18 protein-coding genes are annotated in these 16,589 nt (G+C 63.7%); 11 read left to right on the forward strand and 7 right to left on the reverse strand.

Features of this window, described 5'->3' with window-relative positions; genetic code table 11:
• The first annotated feature begins 83 nt into the window (after positions 1–83).
• The 3 genes from C0V75_RS04430 to C0V75_RS04440 all read left to right on the forward strand — a co-directional run bounded on the left by C0V75_RS04430 (position 84) and on the right by C0V75_RS04440 (position 2,938).
• On the forward strand, positions 84–1,205 hold the full coding sequence (locus tag C0V75_RS04430; RefSeq protein WP_101919646.1) for a site-specific DNA-methyltransferase: 1,122 nt from the start codon (positions 84–86) through the stop codon (positions 1,203–1,205).
• A 470-nt stretch (positions 1,206–1,675) separates the two neighbouring features.
• A complete protein-coding gene (locus C0V75_RS04435) occupies positions 1,676–2,173 on the forward strand; it encodes a hypothetical protein (protein ID WP_101919647.1) in 498 nt (165 codons plus the stop codon).
• A gap of 72 nt (positions 2,174–2,245) precedes the next feature.
• The gene (locus C0V75_RS04440; protein ID WP_101919648.1) at positions 2,246–2,938 is read left to right on the forward strand and encodes a TetR/AcrR family transcriptional regulator; all 693 of its coding nucleotides are present in this window, start codon (positions 2,246–2,248) and stop codon (positions 2,936–2,938) included.
• On the opposite strand, the gene C0V75_RS04445 is transcribed toward C0V75_RS04440, so the two are convergent.
• The gene (locus C0V75_RS04445; RefSeq protein ID WP_101919649.1) at positions 2,923–4,074 is read right to left on the reverse strand and encodes an alkane 1-monooxygenase; all 1,152 of its coding nucleotides are present in this window, start codon (positions 4,072–4,074) and stop codon (positions 2,923–2,925) included. The genes C0V75_RS04440 and C0V75_RS04445 overlap by 16 nt on opposite strands.
• Before the next feature lie 55 nt (positions 4,075–4,129).
• Positions 4,130–5,191, reverse strand: a complete 1,062-nt coding sequence (gene mutY / locus C0V75_RS04450) for an A/G-specific adenine glycosylase (protein ID WP_101919650.1) — start codon at positions 5,189–5,191, stop codon at positions 4,130–4,132.
• 104 nt (positions 5,192–5,295) lie between these two features.
• Here mutY and C0V75_RS04455 point away from each other — a divergent pair, with 104 nt between their 5' ends.
• The 3 genes from C0V75_RS04455 to C0V75_RS04465 are packed head-to-tail and all read left to right on the forward strand — an operon-like array spanning position 5,296 to position 7,601.
• Positions 5,296–5,832, forward strand: a complete 537-nt coding sequence (locus C0V75_RS04455) for a DUF721 domain-containing protein (RefSeq protein WP_101919651.1) — start codon at positions 5,296–5,298, stop codon at positions 5,830–5,832.
• Positions 5,833–5,845: 13 nt separating this feature from the next.
• Positions 5,846–6,472 (forward strand): DsbA family protein, encoded by a 627-nt coding sequence (locus C0V75_RS04460; protein WP_101919652.1) that lies wholly within the window; start codon positions 5,846–5,848, stop codon positions 6,470–6,472.
• 1 nt (position 6,473) lies between these two features.
• A complete protein-coding gene (locus C0V75_RS04465; protein ID WP_101919653.1) occupies positions 6,474–7,601 on the forward strand; it encodes a CaiB/BaiF CoA-transferase family protein in 1,128 nt (375 codons plus the stop codon).
• Here C0V75_RS04465 and lpxK read toward each other — a convergent pair.
• The 3 genes from lpxK to C0V75_RS04480 are packed head-to-tail and all read right to left on the reverse strand — an operon-like array spanning position 7,598 to position 10,042.
• Positions 7,598–8,587, reverse strand: a complete 990-nt coding sequence (lpxK, locus tag C0V75_RS04470) for a tetraacyldisaccharide 4'-kinase (protein WP_101919654.1) — start codon at positions 8,585–8,587, stop codon at positions 7,598–7,600. The genes C0V75_RS04465 and lpxK overlap by 4 nt on opposite strands.
• Positions 8,587–9,783 carry a 3-deoxy-D-manno-octulosonic acid transferase gene (locus C0V75_RS04475; protein WP_101919655.1) on the reverse strand — a complete coding sequence of 399 codons (1,197 nt, stop codon included), beginning with the start codon at positions 9,781–9,783 and terminating at the stop codon, positions 8,587–8,589. The genes lpxK and C0V75_RS04475 overlap by 1 nt, the downstream gene beginning before the upstream one ends.
• A gap of 13 nt (positions 9,784–9,796) precedes the next feature.
• Positions 9,797–10,042, reverse strand: coding sequence for a DUF4170 domain-containing protein (locus tag C0V75_RS04480; RefSeq protein ID WP_101919656.1), 246 nt, complete (start codon positions 10,040–10,042; stop codon positions 9,797–9,799).
• A 196-nt stretch (positions 10,043–10,238) separates the two neighbouring features.
• On the opposite strand from C0V75_RS04480, the gene C0V75_RS04485 reads away from it, so the two are divergent.
• Together C0V75_RS04485 and C0V75_RS04490 are read left to right on the forward strand one after the other, a co-directional pair.
• Positions 10,239–10,487: a hypothetical protein gene (locus C0V75_RS04485; protein WP_101919657.1), complete on the forward strand. Its 249-nt coding sequence runs from the start codon at positions 10,239–10,241 to the stop codon at positions 10,485–10,487.
• Positions 10,488–10,643: 156 nt separating this feature from the next.
• Positions 10,644–13,091, forward strand: a complete 2,448-nt coding sequence (locus tag C0V75_RS04490; protein WP_101919658.1) for a DEAD/DEAH box helicase — start codon at positions 10,644–10,646, stop codon at positions 13,089–13,091.
• A gap of 70 nt (positions 13,092–13,161) precedes the next feature.
• On the opposite strand, the gene C0V75_RS04495 is transcribed toward C0V75_RS04490, so the two are convergent.
• Positions 13,162–13,698, reverse strand: a complete 537-nt coding sequence (locus C0V75_RS04495) for a nucleotide exchange factor GrpE (RefSeq protein ID WP_101919659.1) — start codon at positions 13,696–13,698, stop codon at positions 13,162–13,164.
• Between the two features lie 16 nt (positions 13,699–13,714).
• Positions 13,715–14,776, reverse strand: coding sequence for a heat-inducible transcriptional repressor HrcA (gene hrcA / locus C0V75_RS04500; protein WP_101919660.1), 1,062 nt, complete (start codon positions 14,774–14,776; stop codon positions 13,715–13,717).
• A gap of 115 nt (positions 14,777–14,891) precedes the next feature.
• Between hrcA and rph the strand changes: the two genes are divergently transcribed.
• The 3 genes from rph to C0V75_RS04515 are packed head-to-tail and all read left to right on the forward strand — an operon-like array spanning position 14,892 to position 16,587.
• Positions 14,892–15,608: a ribonuclease PH gene (gene rph, locus C0V75_RS04505; RefSeq protein WP_101919661.1), complete on the forward strand. Its 717-nt coding sequence runs from the start codon at positions 14,892–14,894 to the stop codon at positions 15,606–15,608.
• The gene (gene rdgB, locus C0V75_RS04510) at positions 15,605–16,216 is read left to right on the forward strand and encodes an RdgB/HAM1 family non-canonical purine NTP pyrophosphatase (RefSeq protein ID WP_101919662.1); all 612 of its coding nucleotides are present in this window, start codon (positions 15,605–15,607) and stop codon (positions 16,214–16,216) included. Before rph ends, rdgB begins: the two co-directional genes overlap by 4 nt.
• Complete coding sequence (locus C0V75_RS04515) at positions 16,213–16,587, forward strand: RidA family protein (RefSeq protein ID WP_101919663.1); 375 nt, start codon at positions 16,213–16,215, stop codon at positions 16,585–16,587. Before rdgB ends, C0V75_RS04515 begins: the two co-directional genes overlap by 4 nt.
• Positions 16,588–16,589: the final 2 nt, after the last annotated feature.

Genomic DNA, 16,589 nt, shown 5'->3' on the forward strand with positions numbered 1-16,589 from the left:
AAGAATTTGACGGCGAATCGCCTCTGACTCATCTTTGTCGGCAACAAGAACGGCACCAAAACGGGCCGACGACAGAGGCAGACATGACGAACAAGACCAAGGCAGAGGCGGCCCCGTTGCCCCTCAACCAGATCCTTGCTGGTGACTGCATCGAACTGATGAACAGCCTGCCCGCAGGCTCCATCGACCTGATCTTCGCCGATCCCCCCTACAATCTCCAACTCAAGGGCGATCTTCACCGCCCCGACAATTCCAAGGTCGATGCCGTCGATGACCATTGGGATCAGTTCAGCAGCTTCGCCGCCTATGACCAGTTCACCCGCGATTGGCTCAAGGCCGCGCGGCGTCTGTTGAAGCCCAATGGCGCGATCTGGGTAATTGGCAGCTATCACAACATCTTCCGCGTCGGAGCTGCCTTGCAGGATGCAGGCTTCTGGATGCTGAACGATGTCATCTGGCGCAAGTCGAACCCCATGCCCAACTTCAAGGGCAAGCGGCTGACCAATGCCCATGAAACCCTGATCTGGGCCAGCCGGGACGAAGCCGCCAAATACACCTTCAACTACGAGGCGCTGAAGGCGCTGAACGAAGGCGTGCAGATGCGCTCCGACTGGGTCATCCCGCTTTGCACCGGGCATGAACGGCTCAAGGATGAAAACGGCGACAAGGCCCATCCCACGCAAAAGCCCGAGGCGCTGCTCCACCGCATCCTGATCGCCACCACCAATCCCGGCGACGTGGTCCTTGACCCCTTCTTCGGCACCGGCACCACCGGGGCCGTGGCCAAGATGCTCGGCCGCGATTTCATCGGCATCGAACGGGAAGAGGCCTATCGCAAGGCCGCCGCCGACCGCATCGCCCGCATCCGCAAGTTCGATGCCTCCGCGCTTGAAATCACCGGCTCCAAACGCGCCGAACCGCGCGTTCCCTTCGGACAGGTCGTCGAACGCGGCATGCTTCGCCCGGGGGAGGAGCTTTTCTCCATCGGCAACCGCTTCAAGGCCAAGGTCCGCGCTGATGGCACCTTGATCGGGAATGACATCAAGGGCTCCATCCACCAGGTCGGCGCGCATTACGAAGGCGCCCCCTCCTGCAACGGCTGGACCTACTGGCACTTCAAGCGGGACGGCAAGATGATCCCCATCGACATCCTGCGCCAGCAGATTCGCGCCGAGATGGACAGCGACCAGACTCGCCCGAACTGACCTGACACCCCTCGACAGTTACGCCTGCGCCGTGGTCCGCCCGCGGCGCCACTGCCCCGCCACGCTTGTCCGTGGCGGGGCCTTTTCGCTTTGCGACCGCGCGCCTAACCTTCCGGAAACCGATTTATACAAGGCTTTTCAAGCTATTCCCCCGCGCGTGGGAAGCGATCTCTTCCGCGTCAAGACCCTTTCGCGCACAGATCACGTGAATTTAATGAACGCTATCGTTCATTTTCTATATTGCATACGCCGTCGTTCAGTATATCTATGGGTCATCGAAAGACAAACCGCGAAGAAAGCCGCAGGAACCCAAGATGTGCTGACCCCCTCCCTCCCCCTTGCTCCCTGAACCGGGGCCTCTGCGCCCCTTCGAACTGAAAACCCACCGCATCGCCGAACCGTTTGCCGGGCAGTCCTGCACGGGCCGGAGGATGCATGCCGACACCTCCCAAACATGAAAGGGAAACACCATGTTCCGTAATCTCACCGCTTCCGCCCTGATCCTCGCCGCCCTGACGGGTGCCGCCACTGCCGCCAGCCCGCAGCCGGGCTTGAACGCCGGCGATGTGCAACTCGCCCTCAGCGCCGGGGTCGAGCCGGGCAAATTCTCCCGCGCCGAGCTGATCAACATCATCGCGGCCCGCGAGAATGGCGAAACCACCCGCCTGAACTTCTTCCTCTCCGGCGCCAACCGCACCACGGAAGTCCCGGGCAACGCCCAGCTTGCCGCAGCGGCCGGCGTCACGGACGGCAACTACAGCGCCAACGAACTCCAGCGCCTGATCATCGCGCAGGAAGAAGGCGACACGACCGAAGCCCGCTTCATCCTTTCGGGTGACAACCGCCGCGAGGGCAACCCCGCCGAAGTCGTCACCCCCGGAGAGGCGCAGCTTGCCGCCGCCATCGGCGTCGATCCCGCCCAGTACACCCTGGCAGAACTCATCGCCCTGCAACCGCATGACGATTGATCCCCGCCCCTGACCAGGGTCCCCGCGGCCAGCCGTCCACAAGCGGCTGGCCGCATTCCATAGGAGTCGCCCATGCCTTGCCCCGAATCCGATCCGCGCGTAGCTTCCACCCCGTTGGTTTCCCCCTGCGAGATGGAAGTGATGGCCCTCCGCTCACCCGGCCGCCCCAAGGACCTGGAAAAGCGCGAGGCCATCCTCGACGCCGCCCAGTCCCTTTTCGCCGAACGCGGCATCGACGGCGTCCCGATCGAGGCGATCGCCGCCCGCTCCGGCGTGTCCAAGGTCACGGTCTATGGCCATTTCGGCGACAAGGCGACGATCTTCGATTCCATCGTCGCCCGCGAAACCGAACGCCTGCGCGATACCCTCGCCAGCACCATCCCCGCCGACGGCACGCTGGAGGAACGGCTTACCGGTTTCGGCATGGCCCTCATCGCCATGCTCACCCAGCCCTGCCACCTCGCCCTCGACCGCGCCGTAAGCCTGGAGGCGCAGCGCAACCCCACCCTCGGCCGCCGCTTCTTCGATGCCGGCCCCGGCCAGGTGCGCAAGCTCCTCTCCGCCATGATCGCCCACGCCCAGACCGAAGGCCAGATCGCGGTGGACAGTCCCGATTACGCCGCCGAAGACCTGCTTGCCCTCTGGCTCGGCTTCGATGCGATGGAACGCCGCTTCTGCGGCGGCTGCGACCACAGCGATGCCGATATCCGCAGCCATGTCGCCCGCGCCGTGCGCCTCTTCCTGCGCGGTCACGCCCCCGCCTGATCGCCTCCGGGCAGCGGGGTCAGCCCCTTGTTATAGGGCTTCCAATTCTTCACATCCGGGTAGAACTGCTTCCGCCAGGCCTTCACGCGCGGATTCATGATCCACTTCCAAAGGGGCGGGATCATCGCCGCAATGGTCATCACCGGATAGCCCAAAGGCAGTTGCGGCGCCTCATCGTCGCCATAGGTCTGCAACAGCGGGAACCGCCGGTCCGGCTTGTAATGGTGATCCGAATGCCGCTGAAGGTTGATCAGCAGCCAGTTCGATGCCTTGTAGCTCGCATTCCAGGAATGCCGCGGCAGCACATGCTCATAGCGCCCATTCCCCAGATGCCGCCGCGTCAGCCCGTAATGTTCGATGTAATTCACCAGCTCAAGCTGCCACACCGCCGTAAAGGCCTGCACCGCGAACAGGCCCAGCCCGACCCAACCGCCCAGCGCAAGCGCCAGCGCCACCATCGCCCCCTGCAAGGCCCAATAGCGCCAATAGGGATTGGCCCTGTTCCACCAGGGCAAACCCTTCCGCGCCAGCATCGCCACTTCCGCCGCCCAGGCCGACCGGCGGCATTGCACCAGAACGCGGGGAAAGAACCGGTGGAACCCCTCATTGTATCGCGCCGTCACCGGATCGCGCGGCGTTCCCACCCAGATGTGATGCACCCGCAGATGTTCCGAACGGAAATGGCTATACAGAACGGTCGCCAAAAGCAGGTCGGCCAGCCACCGCTCCAGCCGTGATTTCTGATGCATCAACTCATGGGCATAGTTGATGCCGATGGTCCCCGAAACCACCCCCATCCCGAAGAAGGCCCCCACCTTCTCCCATGGCCCCAGATGCGCCGCTCCCGGCACATACCACAGCAGCCAGACCAGCAGCCCGAACTGCACCGGAAACCAGATCAGCGTGATCAGCCTGTACCAGCCCAGCGCCGCCTCGGGCGTGGTCGGATCGGGGTTCTCCTCCTCCTTCCCCGTCAGCCGATCCAGCAGGGTGAACAGCCACCATGTGGAAGCAGGCAGAACCAGCAAGGCCCAGCTTCCCCACAACGCCCCCAGAACCGCCAGCGGCACCAGCGCCAGCGACATCCAGAACGGCAGGGCATGTGAAAGTCTGGCGATTTCGACAGCAGGGATCATGACATAAACACCAATTACGGGGACGCATGGCAGAATAGCCGCCCCCCGGCCCCACTCAAGACGGCGAGAACGCGTTTTTCGTAAGGTCAAAGGCCTTCCGCATCACGGTCGGCAGGTCCGAAGGGCGGAATTCCGCCACCGGCAGGAACTGCCCGCGCGACGGTTCGGCCCCCATCTCCACCCGGGCCACCCGGCAACGCAGGATCAGGTGAAAATGCGTGAAGGTATGGCGCACCTCGCCCAGCTCCTGCCAATCGGCCGCCACGGGCTCCTCCCCGCCGCCACCATCCCAATCCGAACCCGGAAAGCCCAGCATCCCGCCCAGAAGGCCCCGCTCGGCCCGCCGCTCCACCAGCCAGGCGCCATCCCGCCGTCGCGCGATCCAGATCACCCCCTGCCGCACCGGCTTTGCCGCCTTCTCGGTCTTGCGCGGCAATCCCGCCTGCACCCCTTCGGCCCGCGCCCGGCACGGGTCGCGCCAGGGGCAGATTCCGCAGGCCGGGTTGCGCGGCGTGCAGATCGTGGCCCCCAGATCCATCACCGCCTGCGCATAATCGCCGGGCCGGTTCACCGGCGTCAGACGCTCGGCAAGCCGTGTCAGAGCCGCTTTTGCCCCAGGCAGCGGCTCTTCCACCAGCCATAGCCGGGCCATCACCCGCTCCACATTCCCATCCACCACGGTCGCCGCCTCGTCATGCGCAATGGCCGCGATGGCGGATGCCGTATAGGGACCGATCCCTGGAAGCGTCAGCAACCCCTCGCGCGTCACCGGGAATACCCCGCCATGATCCCGGACCACCGCCCGCGCGCAGGCCAGCAGGTTCCGCGCCCTTGCGTAATAGCCAAGACCCGCCCATTCCCCCATCACCTCGGAATCCGCCGCCGCCGCCAGATCGCCCACGGTCGGCCAACGGTCGGTGAATCGGCGGAAATAGTCCCGCACCGCCGCCACCGTCGTCTGTTGCAGCATCACCTCTGACAGCCAGACGCGGTAAGGGTCGGGCTTCACCCCCGCCTTCTTTTCCTCCGGCGGCACCCGCCAGGGCATCGCCCGCGCGTGCCGGTCATACCAGTCCAGCAACACGGCCGAGAAACCGCTCGCATCCCCGTCACGCATTCTTTACGCCTTTTCCCGAACCCGTGTCCGCGCCCGCATTTCCACCGCGGCACCACCCCGCTAGAATAGCGGTCACGGCCCGAAGGGCCACCCGGAAGGATCAGATGTCGCGCAAGCCCCTCCCCCCTCCCGATCCGACCCGCCGCATGCGCGGGTTCGAGGCGGCGTCGGGCTTCCTGCGCGATCCGATCCGCCAGGCCAGCGAAAGCCGCGGCTTCGCCGTCGCCCGCCTTCTGACCCACTGGCCCGAGGTGGTGGGCGAAGACCTCGCCCGCATGACCCGCCCGGTCAAGATCGGTTATGGCCGCGAAGGTCTGGGCGCGACGCTGACCCTGCTCGTCGCCTCGGCCCACGCGCCCATGGTCCAGATGCAACTGCCCCGGATCATCGAGAAGGTGAACGCTGTCTATGGCTATGCCGCCATCTCGCGCGTTTCGCTGACCCAGACCGCCGCAACCGGCTTCTCGGAGGGTCAGGCTGCATTTCTGTGGCCACAGAATGCTGCACAGAATGCGGCACAGGCTGCTGCACCCGAAATTGTCGAAAAGGCGAAGGAAACCGCCGCCCCCGTCGCAGATCCCGATCTTCGGGCCGCCCTTGAAGCGCTGGCCCAAAACATCTTAACTCGCCGCAGAAACTGAAAAGGCAGACCTCATGCTGAAGACCCTCGCCACCGCCGCCGCGCTTACGCTTGCCGCGCTCCTGCCGCTTTCGGCCAACGCGCAAGAGGCCGCCGCGACGGATGCGCCCGCCGTGGAAATCACCGATTTTTCAATGGGTTCCGCCGATGCCCCGGTGAAGATCACTGAGTATGCCTCCTTCACCTGCCCGCATTGCGCAACCTTCCACTCCACCGTCTGGCCGCAACTCAAGTCCGACTACATCGACACGGGCAAGGTCCACTTCACCTATCGCGAAGTCTATTTCGACCGCTACGGTCTCTGGGCCGCGATGGTCGCCCGCTGCGGCGGCGAGATGCGCTATTTCGGCATCGTGGACATGCTTTTCGACCAGCAGAAGGAGTGGGCCGCCTCGGACGACCCAAATGTTGTGGTCGGCAACCTGCGCACCATCGGCAAAGCCGCCGGCCTCGACGACGCCACCCTCGACGCCTGCCTGAAGGACGGCGCCAAGGCCGAAGCCATGGTCGCCCATTTCGAAACCAACATGCAGGCCGACGGCGTGGAAGGCACCCCCACCTTCATCATCAATGGCGAAAAGCATTCCAACATGTCCTATGACGACATGAAGGCGATCCTCGACGCCAAGCTGGCGGAATGACATGCCCGCGCCCCTGGCCGGCATAAAAGTCATTGAACTTGCAAGGATTCTGGCCGGTCCCTGGGCCGGCCAGACTCTTGCGGACCTAGGTGCCGACGTCATCAAGGTCGAGGCACCCGAGGGCGACGACACCCGCCGCTGGGGCCCCCCGTTCATCGACCGCGACGGCGACCGCTCCGCCGCCTACTTCCACGCCACGAACCGTGGAAAACGCTCCATCATCTGCGACTTCCGCACAGCGGAAGGTCAGGCCATCGTCCGCAAACTCGTCGCCGATGCCGATGTGGTCATCGAAAACTTCAAAGTCGGCGGGCTTGAAAAATACGGTCTCGACTGGCCCTCCCTCCAACAGGTCAACCCCCGCCTGATCTACTGTTCCATCACCGGCTTCGGCCAGACAGGCCCCTATGCCCACCGCGCCGGATACGATTTCATCATCCAGGGCATGGCCGGATTGATGAGCGTCACGGGTGAAACCGACGGCCAGCCACAAAAGGTGGGCGTCGCCGTAACCGACGTGTTTACGGGGGTTTACGCCGCGACAGCGATCCTCGCCGCGCTCATCCAGCGCGGGGTGACGGGCACGGGGCAGCAGATCGACATGGCGCTGATGGACGTGGCCACCGCGATCATGGCCAACCAGAACATGAACTACCTCGCCACCGGCACGGCCCCGGCCAAGATGGGGAACGCCCATCCCAACCTGGCACCCTACGCCGTCTTCGACTGCGCCGATGGCTGGATCATCCTCGCCACCGGGAATGACGGGCAGTATCGCAAACTCTGCGCCATCCTCGGCCTTGATGCCCTTGCCGAAGCACCGGATTACCTGACGAATGCCGACCGCATCCGCAACCGGCGCTCCCTGACCGAGGCGATCACCTCCGCCACAACCCGCTGGAACAAGGCCGATCTTCTGAAGGCCTGCGAAGATCAGGGCGTTCCGGCAGGACCAATCAACACCCTGGCCGAAGTTTTTGCCGACCCGCAAGTCATCGCCAGAAAGCTCCGCCTCGATCTGGATGGCATCCCCGGGGTTCGCTCACCCTTCACCTTTTCGGATGCCGACCTCGCCCTTGACCGGGCCGCTCCGAAACTCGGGGAACATCAGGATGAGGTTCTCGGCTAAAGGCCCAGCCTTTCCAAGGCAGTATCCAGTGCCGTTGCATCATCGAACTGCAACCTGACCGGCAGGGTCAGGACCTTCTGTCGAAACGCGCTCGGCAGCCGCACGGCATCCTTTTCACTCGTCACCAACTGGGCACCCAGACCACGTGCCTCCAGCTCCAACCGGGCCATCAGCGCGTCTGTCAGAGGCTGGTGGTCATCAAGGGCGACGGCCCGGATGATTTCGGCACCCTCTGCCCGCAGAGTTTCAAAGAACTTCTCGGGATGCCCGATCCCGGCAAATGCGATCACCCGCTGCCCTGCCCAATCCATCCCCATCTTGAGGGGCAGCAATCTGCCCGTCAGATGCGGAACCGTGATCGCCCGCGACCATGTCGCCGCAAACGCAGACTGTGCGGCATCATCCCCGATCGAAAGCAAAAGATCGGCCCGCGCCATGCCCGCCGATACCGGTTCACGCAAGGGCCCCGCCGGCAGACAGCGCCCGTTACCGAATCCGCGCCGGGCATCCACCACGACAAGGCTAAGGTCTTTTGCCACCGAAGGATTCTGGAACCCGTCATCCAGAAGGATCACCCCGGCTCCCGCCGCCTCGGCGGCAAGCACGCCTGCCGCGCGGTCCTTCGCCACCCAGACCGGCGCAAAGGCCGCCAGAAGCAGAGGTTCATCCCCGACATCGGCCGCCGTATGCGTCCGCTCTTGCACCTGCACCGGCCCGTCCAGCCGCCCGCCATGCCCGCGCGAAACGACATGCGCCTTGATCCCTTTGGCCAGGAACCGTTCCAGCAGGGCGATGACGGTCGGCGTCTTGCCGGTTCCACCTGCATTCAGATTGCCGACACAGATAACCGGAACCTTTGCCCTATACCCCTCTGCGCGCAGTCGCCGGGCCGTTCCTGCCGCATAAAGCGCCCCCAGAGGCGCCAGAAGGCGCGCAGCCAAAGCAGGGCGATCCGGCGGCGTGAACCAGAAGGCAGGGGGGCGCATCACTCTTCGCCGTCCATCAAGCGACGGATCTTTTCAAGGATCCGTTCCGTCACTTCGGCACCATCAGATGCCACAGCCCATGCCGCCTGTGCCAGCCGGGCTGCCCGATCGGGCGAAAGCAGATCGCCCAACGCCTCGGCCAGATCAACGGGCGATCCAACGGCGCGGGCAGCGCGGGCAGCGCCAAGCCGGCCGAAGATCGAGCCATAAGGCCCCGGACGCGGTCCGTAAAGAATTGCAGAGCCCAGTGCCGCTGGCTCCAAAGGGTCTCTGATGCAGCCGTCACCGGCGAGGCTCCCGCCCAGATAAGTCACCGGAGCAAGCCGATACCACAGTCCGAATTCCCTGTCGGAATCTGCGATATAGACTTCGGTTTCGGAATCCGGCTCCTGCTCCTCGGCGCGCAGGGCAACGGTCCATCCTTCTTCCTTTTCCATCCGCTGCGCCAACGGCAGGCTGCGCTGCGGGTCCTGCGTGACCACAATCAACAACAACCGATGCGCAAGCCTCAGGGCAGCGCGATGTGCTGCGATGACCGCCGTTTCCTCTGCCTCCGGCAGTGCTGCTGCAAGCCAGACCGGCCGCGTCGCAAACTGGCGCGCAAGCGCGTCCCGCTCGGCCTCTAGGCAGGGCAGTGCGGCGCTTTCCTCTTCCAGTTTTCCCATGACCTCTACAGCGGAAAGTGTGGCCCCTGCCTTCCTGAAGGCCCGCGCAGATGGCTCGTCAACGGTCAGGACGGCCCGGAACTCCGCAAGAAGCCCACGCATCAGCCCCGGATACCACCCATCCCGTTCCTTCAGGAAGATCGGGTTGCGTCCCGCCACCATCATCATCGGCAGCTTCCGCTCGATCGCCTCATGCACCAGTGCAGGACGGATCTCTCCTTCCGAAAAGATCGCAACCTCGGGCCGCCAATGGTCAAGAAAGGCGCGCGCTTCCTGCGGGGTGTCGGACGGGGGCGGCTGGATCAGGATCGACTTCCGCTTCGGCAGAGCTTCGGCACAGGTCAGAAGAACCTGGACGCCATCCTCTTCCGCCAGCCGCCGACCAAGTTCCAGCATCGACCGTGCCGCCTCGGCACCCGGCGCATGCAACCAGACCAGCCGACCGGCCGGCCTGGGCGGGCGGTCACTGCTTTGCCCGGCATCGCGCCGATTGGCCAGATTGTAAAGGGTCAGGCCGAGGGAATAGGCCATGTGACAGCGGGGCTCACGCCTCCAGTTCTTCGGTCGGCGATCCCGACTGGGCCTCGTCCCGCAGCCGGTGGATATGCGCGATGAAATAGCGCATATGGGCATTGTCCACAGTGCGCTGGGCCTCTGCCTTCCAGGCCGAAAAAGCCGAAGCGTAATCGGGGAACATCCCAACGATATGGATCTGCTTCACGTCGCGGAAGACATTCCTCTCAGGCGTCACCAGCTCGCCGCCAAAGACAAGGTGAAGGCGCTGGGTCATGTGTTCCGCTCCGAATTCTGGCCGCCGTTGAAGTGGCGCGCAGCCTAGCGAGGTCGGCCGCAGGGTCAAGAGAGCTGCGCGTTCAGGCCAGGACACGTTCGGAAGGATGGGTGTCTCTGCCTCCATAAGGAGCAGGCGCTGCGGTCCGGCACCGGCCTTGCAATGCATCACACGTCCCCAGACCCGGAGCAACAGCATGATGATCCGCACGCTCGCACTGCTTGTCCCCGTTACCATCACGCCGCTTCTGGCGGTCGAAACCATCGAATCCGTCCTCATCCGCGGGCCGCTGTCGCATATCTCGGTCACCGTGCAGGATGGGCCGATGGCAATGGATGGCGGGCGGTCCGATGTGGTTTCCGGCCTTTCCGTCATTCCCGCATCGGCGGCACAACACGAAAGCGCGTGGAGCGGTCTGAACCTGCTGCACAGCCTGCGATTCTGAGCCGGGTATACAAGCGCCGTGTTTTGCCCTATGCCCAGCCGACGGCCCGCGGATTCCGGGGCAGGCGGCAATTTGGGAGGCCGATCCTGCGAAGGGGAATGAGGTGCCGAAAAATGGTGCTTCACGGGCGCAGATGCCGCCCCTTCAGGAAATGACATGACAGACATGATGATTGCCGCGCCTCTGGCAGCGGCATTGACGGCCAAGGGCTATGAAACCCTGACTGCCGTGCAGACCGCCGTTCTGGCCGATGGACTGGCCGGACGTGACCTTCTTGTTTCCGCGCAGACAGGATCGGGAAAAACCGTCGCCTTCGGCCTTGCCATCTCGCAAGACGTGATGTCGGGGCAGGACCGCCTTTTGTTCGCGGACAAGCCCCTTGCCCTGATCGTCGCACCGACGCGTGAGCTGGCCCTTCAGGTCCGGAGGGAGTTCGAATGGCTCTATGCCGATGCGGGCGCGATGCTGGCCTCATGTGTCGGTGGCATGGATTACCGCAACGAGCGTCGCGCGCTGGAGCGCGGGGCGCATATCGTCGTCGGCACACCGGGCCGCTTGCGGGATCATATCGAACGCGGATCGCTCGATCTCTCGGGGATCAAGGCCGTGGTTCTCGATGAGGCGGATGAGATGCTGGATCTCGGCTTTGCCGAGGATCTGGAATTCATCCTTGCCGCAGCCCCCGAGGAACGCCGCACACTGATGTTCTCGGCAACCGTCCCGAAGGAGATCGAGAAACTTGCTGGAACCTTCCAGCGCGACGCCATGCGCATCGTCGCGCAGGGCGAGGCGAAGCAGCATGTCGATATCGAGTATCGCGCATTGTCAGTGCAGGCGCGCGACAAGGAACATGCGATCTTCAACCTGCTGCGTTTCTACGAAGCGCGGACCGCCATCGTTTTCTGCAAGACGCGGGCGAATGTGAACCACCTCTATGCCCGGATGGCCAATCGCGGCTTTCAGGCCGTTGCGCTTTCGGGCGAACTCAGCCAGTCAGAACGGATGCATGCCCTTCAGGCCTTGCGCGATGGCAGGGCGCGCGTCTGCATTGCCACCGACGTGGCCGCTCGCGGTATCGACCTGCCGGGGTTGGAGCTTGTCGTGCATGCGGATCTTCCGTCCAATTCCGAAACTCTTCTGCACCGCTCGGGCCGCACCGGCCGCGCCGGGCGCAAGGGCGTTTCGGCACTGATCGTTCCGCCTGCCGAATTCCGGAAAGCGCAGCGCCTGCTTCAGGGCGCGAAAGTCGAAGCCGAGTGGGCAAAGGCCCCGGGTGCCGACGAAGTGCAGGCGCGTGAGGACATGCGTCTCATGGAACACCCGGTTCTGGAACTCGCCCCCGGAGAAGAGGCCGAGATGGGAACGGCCCTTCTCGCACGCTACGGCGCCGACCGAGTCGCTGCCGCCTTTGTGCGCTTGTGGCGGGAGGGTCGCTCTGCGCCCGAAGTGCTGTCCGACAGCCTGCCGCCGCCCGCAGCCCTGCCGCCGCGCGAGAAGGGTGAATTTGGCCCCTCGGTCTGGTATCGCCTCTCGGTCGGCCATACCCGCCGCGCCGAAGCGCGCTGGCTTCTGCCCAAGATCTGCGAAACCGGCGGTATCGCGAAGGATGGTATCGGGGCCATTCGCGTGCAGCAGGACGTGACCTTCGTCCAGATCGCAGCCCCAGTTGCCACCCGCTTCGGCCAGGAGGTGGAAATCGAGCCCGGCTTGGTCATGACCCGTATCGACGGAGAACCCGCGATGGAGCGTGCACCACGCGAGGGGTTCACCCGGCCTGAACGGCCAGAGCGGCGGACGCCTCCTCGTGCCACGCCAGAGCAGCGACCCGAACGGCCGAGCTATTCCGGCAAACCGCCGAGGATTGTCGAAGAAGACGAAGGGCCAGATGCCAGCGCCCCCATGACGGCCCGCAGCACATGGCATCCGGATGGCGGCGCCCCCATTGCCCGTGGCCCTGCTCAGGTTTCGCGCGACAACGATGATCGTAAACCGCGCGCAAAGAAGCCATATGCCCCGCGCGACGACGGTGAACGCAAACCCTATGCCAAGCCCGCCTACAGCGCGCGCCCGATGGGCGAACGTTCCGGGGCGGAGCGGCAGACGGATGGAGCAAAACGGGCTGCTGCGACGCGCGACGCGGGTGAATTGCCCCTGCGCAGCGAGAAACGCCCCTATACCCCGCGCGAGGATGGCGAACGCAAGCCGCGCTGGAAGGGTGAAGGAACCGGCCCGCGCTCAGCCGGATTCAAGTCGCATGGCGGAAGCCCGGATCGCCCAGCCCGCGCCTCAGGATTCAAAAGCCACGCTGCCGAAGGTCGCGCCGTGACGGAAAAGCCCCAAGCGCGGGCAGGCGGCTGGAAGACAGGCGAAGGCAAGGCCGAGCGTCCGGATGGTGCCGCAAAGCCCGCACCGCGGGGCGACGGGAAAAAGCCATACCGCCCGCGTGACGCGGGCGCGGATGCCAAGCCATTCCGCCCGAAATCCGGCGGCAAGCCATCATCTGGGGGCTTTCAGTCGAAGCCTACGGCAAAGGCTCGTCCCGAAAAACCGAAGGCCGACGCCCGGGATACGTCAAAACGGTTCGTTCCGCCGAAAAAGAAATAGGCCAGGGTCCGGCCCAGAATTTCCTTTCCGCCACGACGCAAAACGGTGGCGGAAAGGAAGCCTGAAACCGTCAGGCACCCGTATTTGAAGACACGCCCACCTGCGCCGGCCGCAGCAGCCGGTCATGCAGCAGGAAGCCCTCCGTCATCACCTGAATGATCTGACCCGCCTTCGTGCCCGGAACGGGCGCCTCGAACATCGCTTCGTGGTTCTGCGGATCGAACATGTCGCCAACCTTGGGGGTGATGGGTTTCACCCCATGCCGCGTCATCACGTTCGTCAATTCGCGCAACGTCAGTTGCACGCCTTCGAACAAGGCAGCGGCCGCAGCCTTCTGCTCATCCGTCGCAGCGTTCAGCGCGCGATTCAGATTGTCATAGACGGGCAACAAGTCCCGGGCCAGACGTGTGCCACCATACTGCTCCGCCTCGCGCCGATCCCGCTCTCCCCGCTTGCGCGCGTTCTCGGCATCCGCAAGGGCGCGCATGAAACGGTCACGCAGTTCGTCGCGCTCGGCCCGAAGAGCCTCGACCTCATCCAGCGCAGCGAGGTCTTCCAAACCTTGCTCGATGCCGAATTCTTCCGAAACCGTCTTGTCGTCTGCCATGATCCTTCAGCCTTCTTCACTTTCCTCGGTCGGACACCAGCCGCCCGACAAGCTGCGCCGTGTAGTCCACGATAGGCACGATCCGACCGTAATTCAGCCTGGTCGGCCCGATCACGCCCACGGCACCGATGATTTTCCGATCCGCGTTCATATAGGGAGAAACGACGAGACTTGAACCGGAAAGTGAGAAGAGCTTGTTCTCCGAGCCAATAAAAATCCGTACACCTTCACCGGTTTCGGCGAGTTCCAGAAAATCCGCGATGTCGCGCTTGCGTTCCAGATCGTCAAACAGGCTGCGGATGCGTTCGAGATCGGTCGATTCCTGTTCCAGCAGGTTGGCGCGTCCGCGAACAATAAGGCGTTCCGACGTTTCGCCGGGATTCTCCCAGACGGCCAGGCCGGATTCCACCAGATCCCGAGCCAGCGAATCGATCTCCTGCCGCCGTTTCGAGATTTCGGCCGTCATCGACCGGCGAAGCTCCGTCAGAGTCTTGCCCTCGGCCAAGGCATTCAGGAAATTGGCCGCTTCTCGCATTGAGGACGGCGTCTGACCCGGTGGCGGGGTGAAGATGCGATTCTCGACATGGCCATTCGCAAAGACAAGCACCACGAGCGCCCTGTCCTGTGACAGCGACACGAACTCGATATGCCGGATCGGGGCCTCGACCTTTGGCGCCAGAACAAGAGATGCGCCTCGCGTGATGCCAGAGAGGGCCGCACCAATGTGATCGAGGATCGAGGTCACGTCCTGATCATTGCTCCCCAGGGTGGCATCAATCCGTTCGCGGTCTTCTTCGGCGACAGTCCCGACCTCCAGAAGGCTGTCCACGAACATCCGCAGCCCCAATTGCGTGGGTATCCTGCCAGCCGAGATGTGCGGGCTGTCCAGGAGACCCAGAAACTCCAGATCCTGCATGACATTGCGGATCGTCGCAGCCGACAGCTTTTCGGACATCGACCTAGTCAGAGTGCGCGATCCGACGGGATCGCCCGAGGCCAGATATCCCTCGACAACACGACGAAACACCTCTCGCGAGCGTTCGTTCATTTCGGACAGGATTCTTGAACCGTCTGTCATCGTTCCGAAACCCTTTCGTCACGGCCATTATCGGGGCCAGCGTCGGGCCGTCAATCGGGGTTGCATCCGGGCTGCGGCCTTGGATATCTGGCCCTAACCCAAAAAGGATGATCCGATGCGCCCCTCTGGCAGAAAACTAAGCGAAATGCGGCCGGTTTCAATCGAAGTCGGCGTAATGAAACATGCCGAAGGGTCATGTCTGATCAAGATGGGCGAAACCCATGTGCTGTGTTCGGCGACGATCGAAGACAAGGCCCCGCCCTTCCTGAAGAATACCGGGCTGGGCTGGGTGACGGCAGAGTATGGAATGCTGCCCCGCGCCACCAACAGCCGCACCCGCCGCGAGGCGGCAGCGGGCAAGCAATCGGGGCGGACGCAGGAAATCCAGCGCCTCATCGGCCGCGCGCTGCGTGCGGGCGTGGACCGGTCGGCACTAGGAGAGCGGCAGATCGTGATCGATTGCGATGTGATTCAGGCGGATGGTGGTACGCGCTGTGCCTCGATCACCGGTGGCTGGGTCGCATTGAAGATGGCCGTAGACAAACTGTTGAAGGCCGGTGTCATCGTGAGCGATCCAATGATCGACCATGTCGCTGCGGTTTCCTGCGGTATCTATGCGGGACAGGCCGTTCTCGACCTCGATTATGCCGAGGATTCGACAGCGGGGACCGATGGCAATTTCATCCTGACCGGGCGCGGAAGACTGATCGAAGTGCAGATGAGCGCTGAGGGCGCGACCTTTTCGCGCGACGAGATGGGGCAACTGCTGGATCTTGCCGAAGCCGGCTGTGCAACGCTTGTCGGCGCACAAAAGGCGGCGCTGGGCCTGTGATGCGCCGGTTCTCCGGAGACCGGTTGGTGGTTGCCACCCATAACAAGGGCAAGATGGAAGAGATTTCCGCCTTGCTCGCACCGTTTTCGGTGACAGTGATTGGCGCAGGCGCACTCGGCCTTGCAGAGCCGGCAGAGACGGAAACCACCTTCGCGGGCAACGCACGGATCAAGGCCCATTTCGCCGCCAAGGCCAGTGGACTACCTGCCCTGGCCGATGACAGCGGGATCACGATCGACGCATTGGATGGCGCGCCCGGCGTCTATACGGCGGATTGGGCGGAGACGGGCAATGGCCGTGATTTCGTGATGGCGATGACGCGGGTTTGGTCCGAGCTGGAGGCAAGGCACGCGCCGTATCCACGGAGCGCACAGTTCAGATGCACGCTTGTCATGGCTTGGCCGGATGGGCATGACGAGGTGTTTGAAGGCATGATGGCCGGTCAGGTTGTCTGGCCGATGCGCGGCGATCAGGGCCATGGCTATGATCCGATCTTTCAACCCGACGGGTTCGACGTGACCTTCGGAGAGATGGATCGCTGGGAAAAGAACCGGATCAGCCATCGTGCGGATGCCTTCCGCAAATTGGTAGCGGGGTGTTTCGCATGAGACGGATCTCGACCGGATCGCCTTTCGAGGCAACGATGGGATACAGCCGCGCGGTCATCAAGGGCGGCTGGTGCTTTGTTTCCGGTGTCACCGGGTATGACTATGCCACCATGCAGATGCCCGAGGATGTAGCGGATCAGGCGCGGAACTGCTTTGCCACGATCCGGAATGTTCTGGAGCAAGGCGGCTTCACGATGGAAGACATCGTTCGCGTGCAGTACACCGTGACTGATGCCGCCTTCGTTGATGCGCTTGTGCCAGCACTGGGCGAGGCGCTGGGCCAGATCAGGCCTGCGGCGACCATGGTGATTGCCGGACTGATCCGCACGGAAATGAAAGTGGAGATCGAGGTCACGGCCTTTCGGGGGTAGAA

The sequence above is a fragment of the Tabrizicola sp. TH137 genome (assembly GCF_002855575.1).
Classification (GTDB): Bacteria; Pseudomonadota; Alphaproteobacteria; order Rhodobacterales; family Rhodobacteraceae; genus Paragemmobacter.

What these genes read in the sequence shown, in the direction of transcription:
- C0V75_RS04430 (WP_101919646.1), top strand. Translation starts at nt 84, where the DNA reads ATGACGAACAAGACCAAGGCAGAGGCGGCCCCGTTGCCCCTCAACCAG.
- C0V75_RS04435 (WP_101919647.1), top strand. Translation starts at nt 1,676, where the DNA reads ATGTTCCGTAATCTCACCGCTTCCGCCCTGATCCTCGCCGCCCTGACG.
- C0V75_RS04440 (WP_101919648.1), top strand. Translation starts at nt 2,246, where the DNA reads ATGCCTTGCCCCGAATCCGATCCGCGCGTAGCTTCCACCCCGTTGGTT.
- C0V75_RS04445 (WP_101919649.1), bottom strand. Translation starts at nt 4,074, where the DNA reads ATGATCCCTGCTGTCGAAATCGCCAGACTTTCACATGCCCTGCCGTTC.
- mutY (WP_101919650.1), bottom strand. Translation starts at nt 5,191, where the DNA reads ATGCGTGACGGGGATGCGAGCGGTTTCTCGGCCGTGTTGCTGGACTGG.
- C0V75_RS04455 (WP_101919651.1), top strand. Translation starts at nt 5,296, where the DNA reads ATGTCGCGCAAGCCCCTCCCCCCTCCCGATCCGACCCGCCGCATGCGC.
- C0V75_RS04460 (WP_101919652.1), top strand. Translation starts at nt 5,846, where the DNA reads ATGCTGAAGACCCTCGCCACCGCCGCCGCGCTTACGCTTGCCGCGCTC.
- C0V75_RS04465 (WP_101919653.1), top strand. Translation starts at nt 6,474, where the DNA reads ATGCCCGCGCCCCTGGCCGGCATAAAAGTCATTGAACTTGCAAGGATT.
- lpxK (WP_101919654.1), bottom strand. Translation starts at nt 8,587, where the DNA reads ATGCGCCCCCCTGCCTTCTGGTTCACGCCGCCGGATCGCCCTGCTTTG.
- C0V75_RS04475 (WP_101919655.1), bottom strand. Translation starts at nt 9,783, where the DNA reads ATGGCCTATTCCCTCGGCCTGACCCTTTACAATCTGGCCAATCGGCGC.
- C0V75_RS04480 (WP_101919656.1), bottom strand. Translation starts at nt 10,042, where the DNA reads ATGACCCAGCGCCTTCACCTTGTCTTTGGCGGCGAGCTGGTGACGCCT.
- C0V75_RS04485 (WP_101919657.1), top strand. Translation starts at nt 10,239, where the DNA reads ATGATGATCCGCACGCTCGCACTGCTTGTCCCCGTTACCATCACGCCG.
- C0V75_RS04490 (WP_101919658.1), top strand. Translation starts at nt 10,644, where the DNA reads ATGACAGACATGATGATTGCCGCGCCTCTGGCAGCGGCATTGACGGCC.
- C0V75_RS04495 (WP_101919659.1), bottom strand. Translation starts at nt 13,698, where the DNA reads ATGGCAGACGACAAGACGGTTTCGGAAGAATTCGGCATCGAGCAAGGT.
- hrcA (WP_101919660.1), bottom strand. Translation starts at nt 14,776, where the DNA reads ATGACAGACGGTTCAAGAATCCTGTCCGAAATGAACGAACGCTCGCGA.
- rph (WP_101919661.1), top strand. Translation starts at nt 14,892, where the DNA reads ATGCGCCCCTCTGGCAGAAAACTAAGCGAAATGCGGCCGGTTTCAATC.
- C0V75_RS04515 (WP_101919663.1), top strand. Translation starts at nt 16,213, where the DNA reads ATGAGACGGATCTCGACCGGATCGCCTTTCGAGGCAACGATGGGATAC.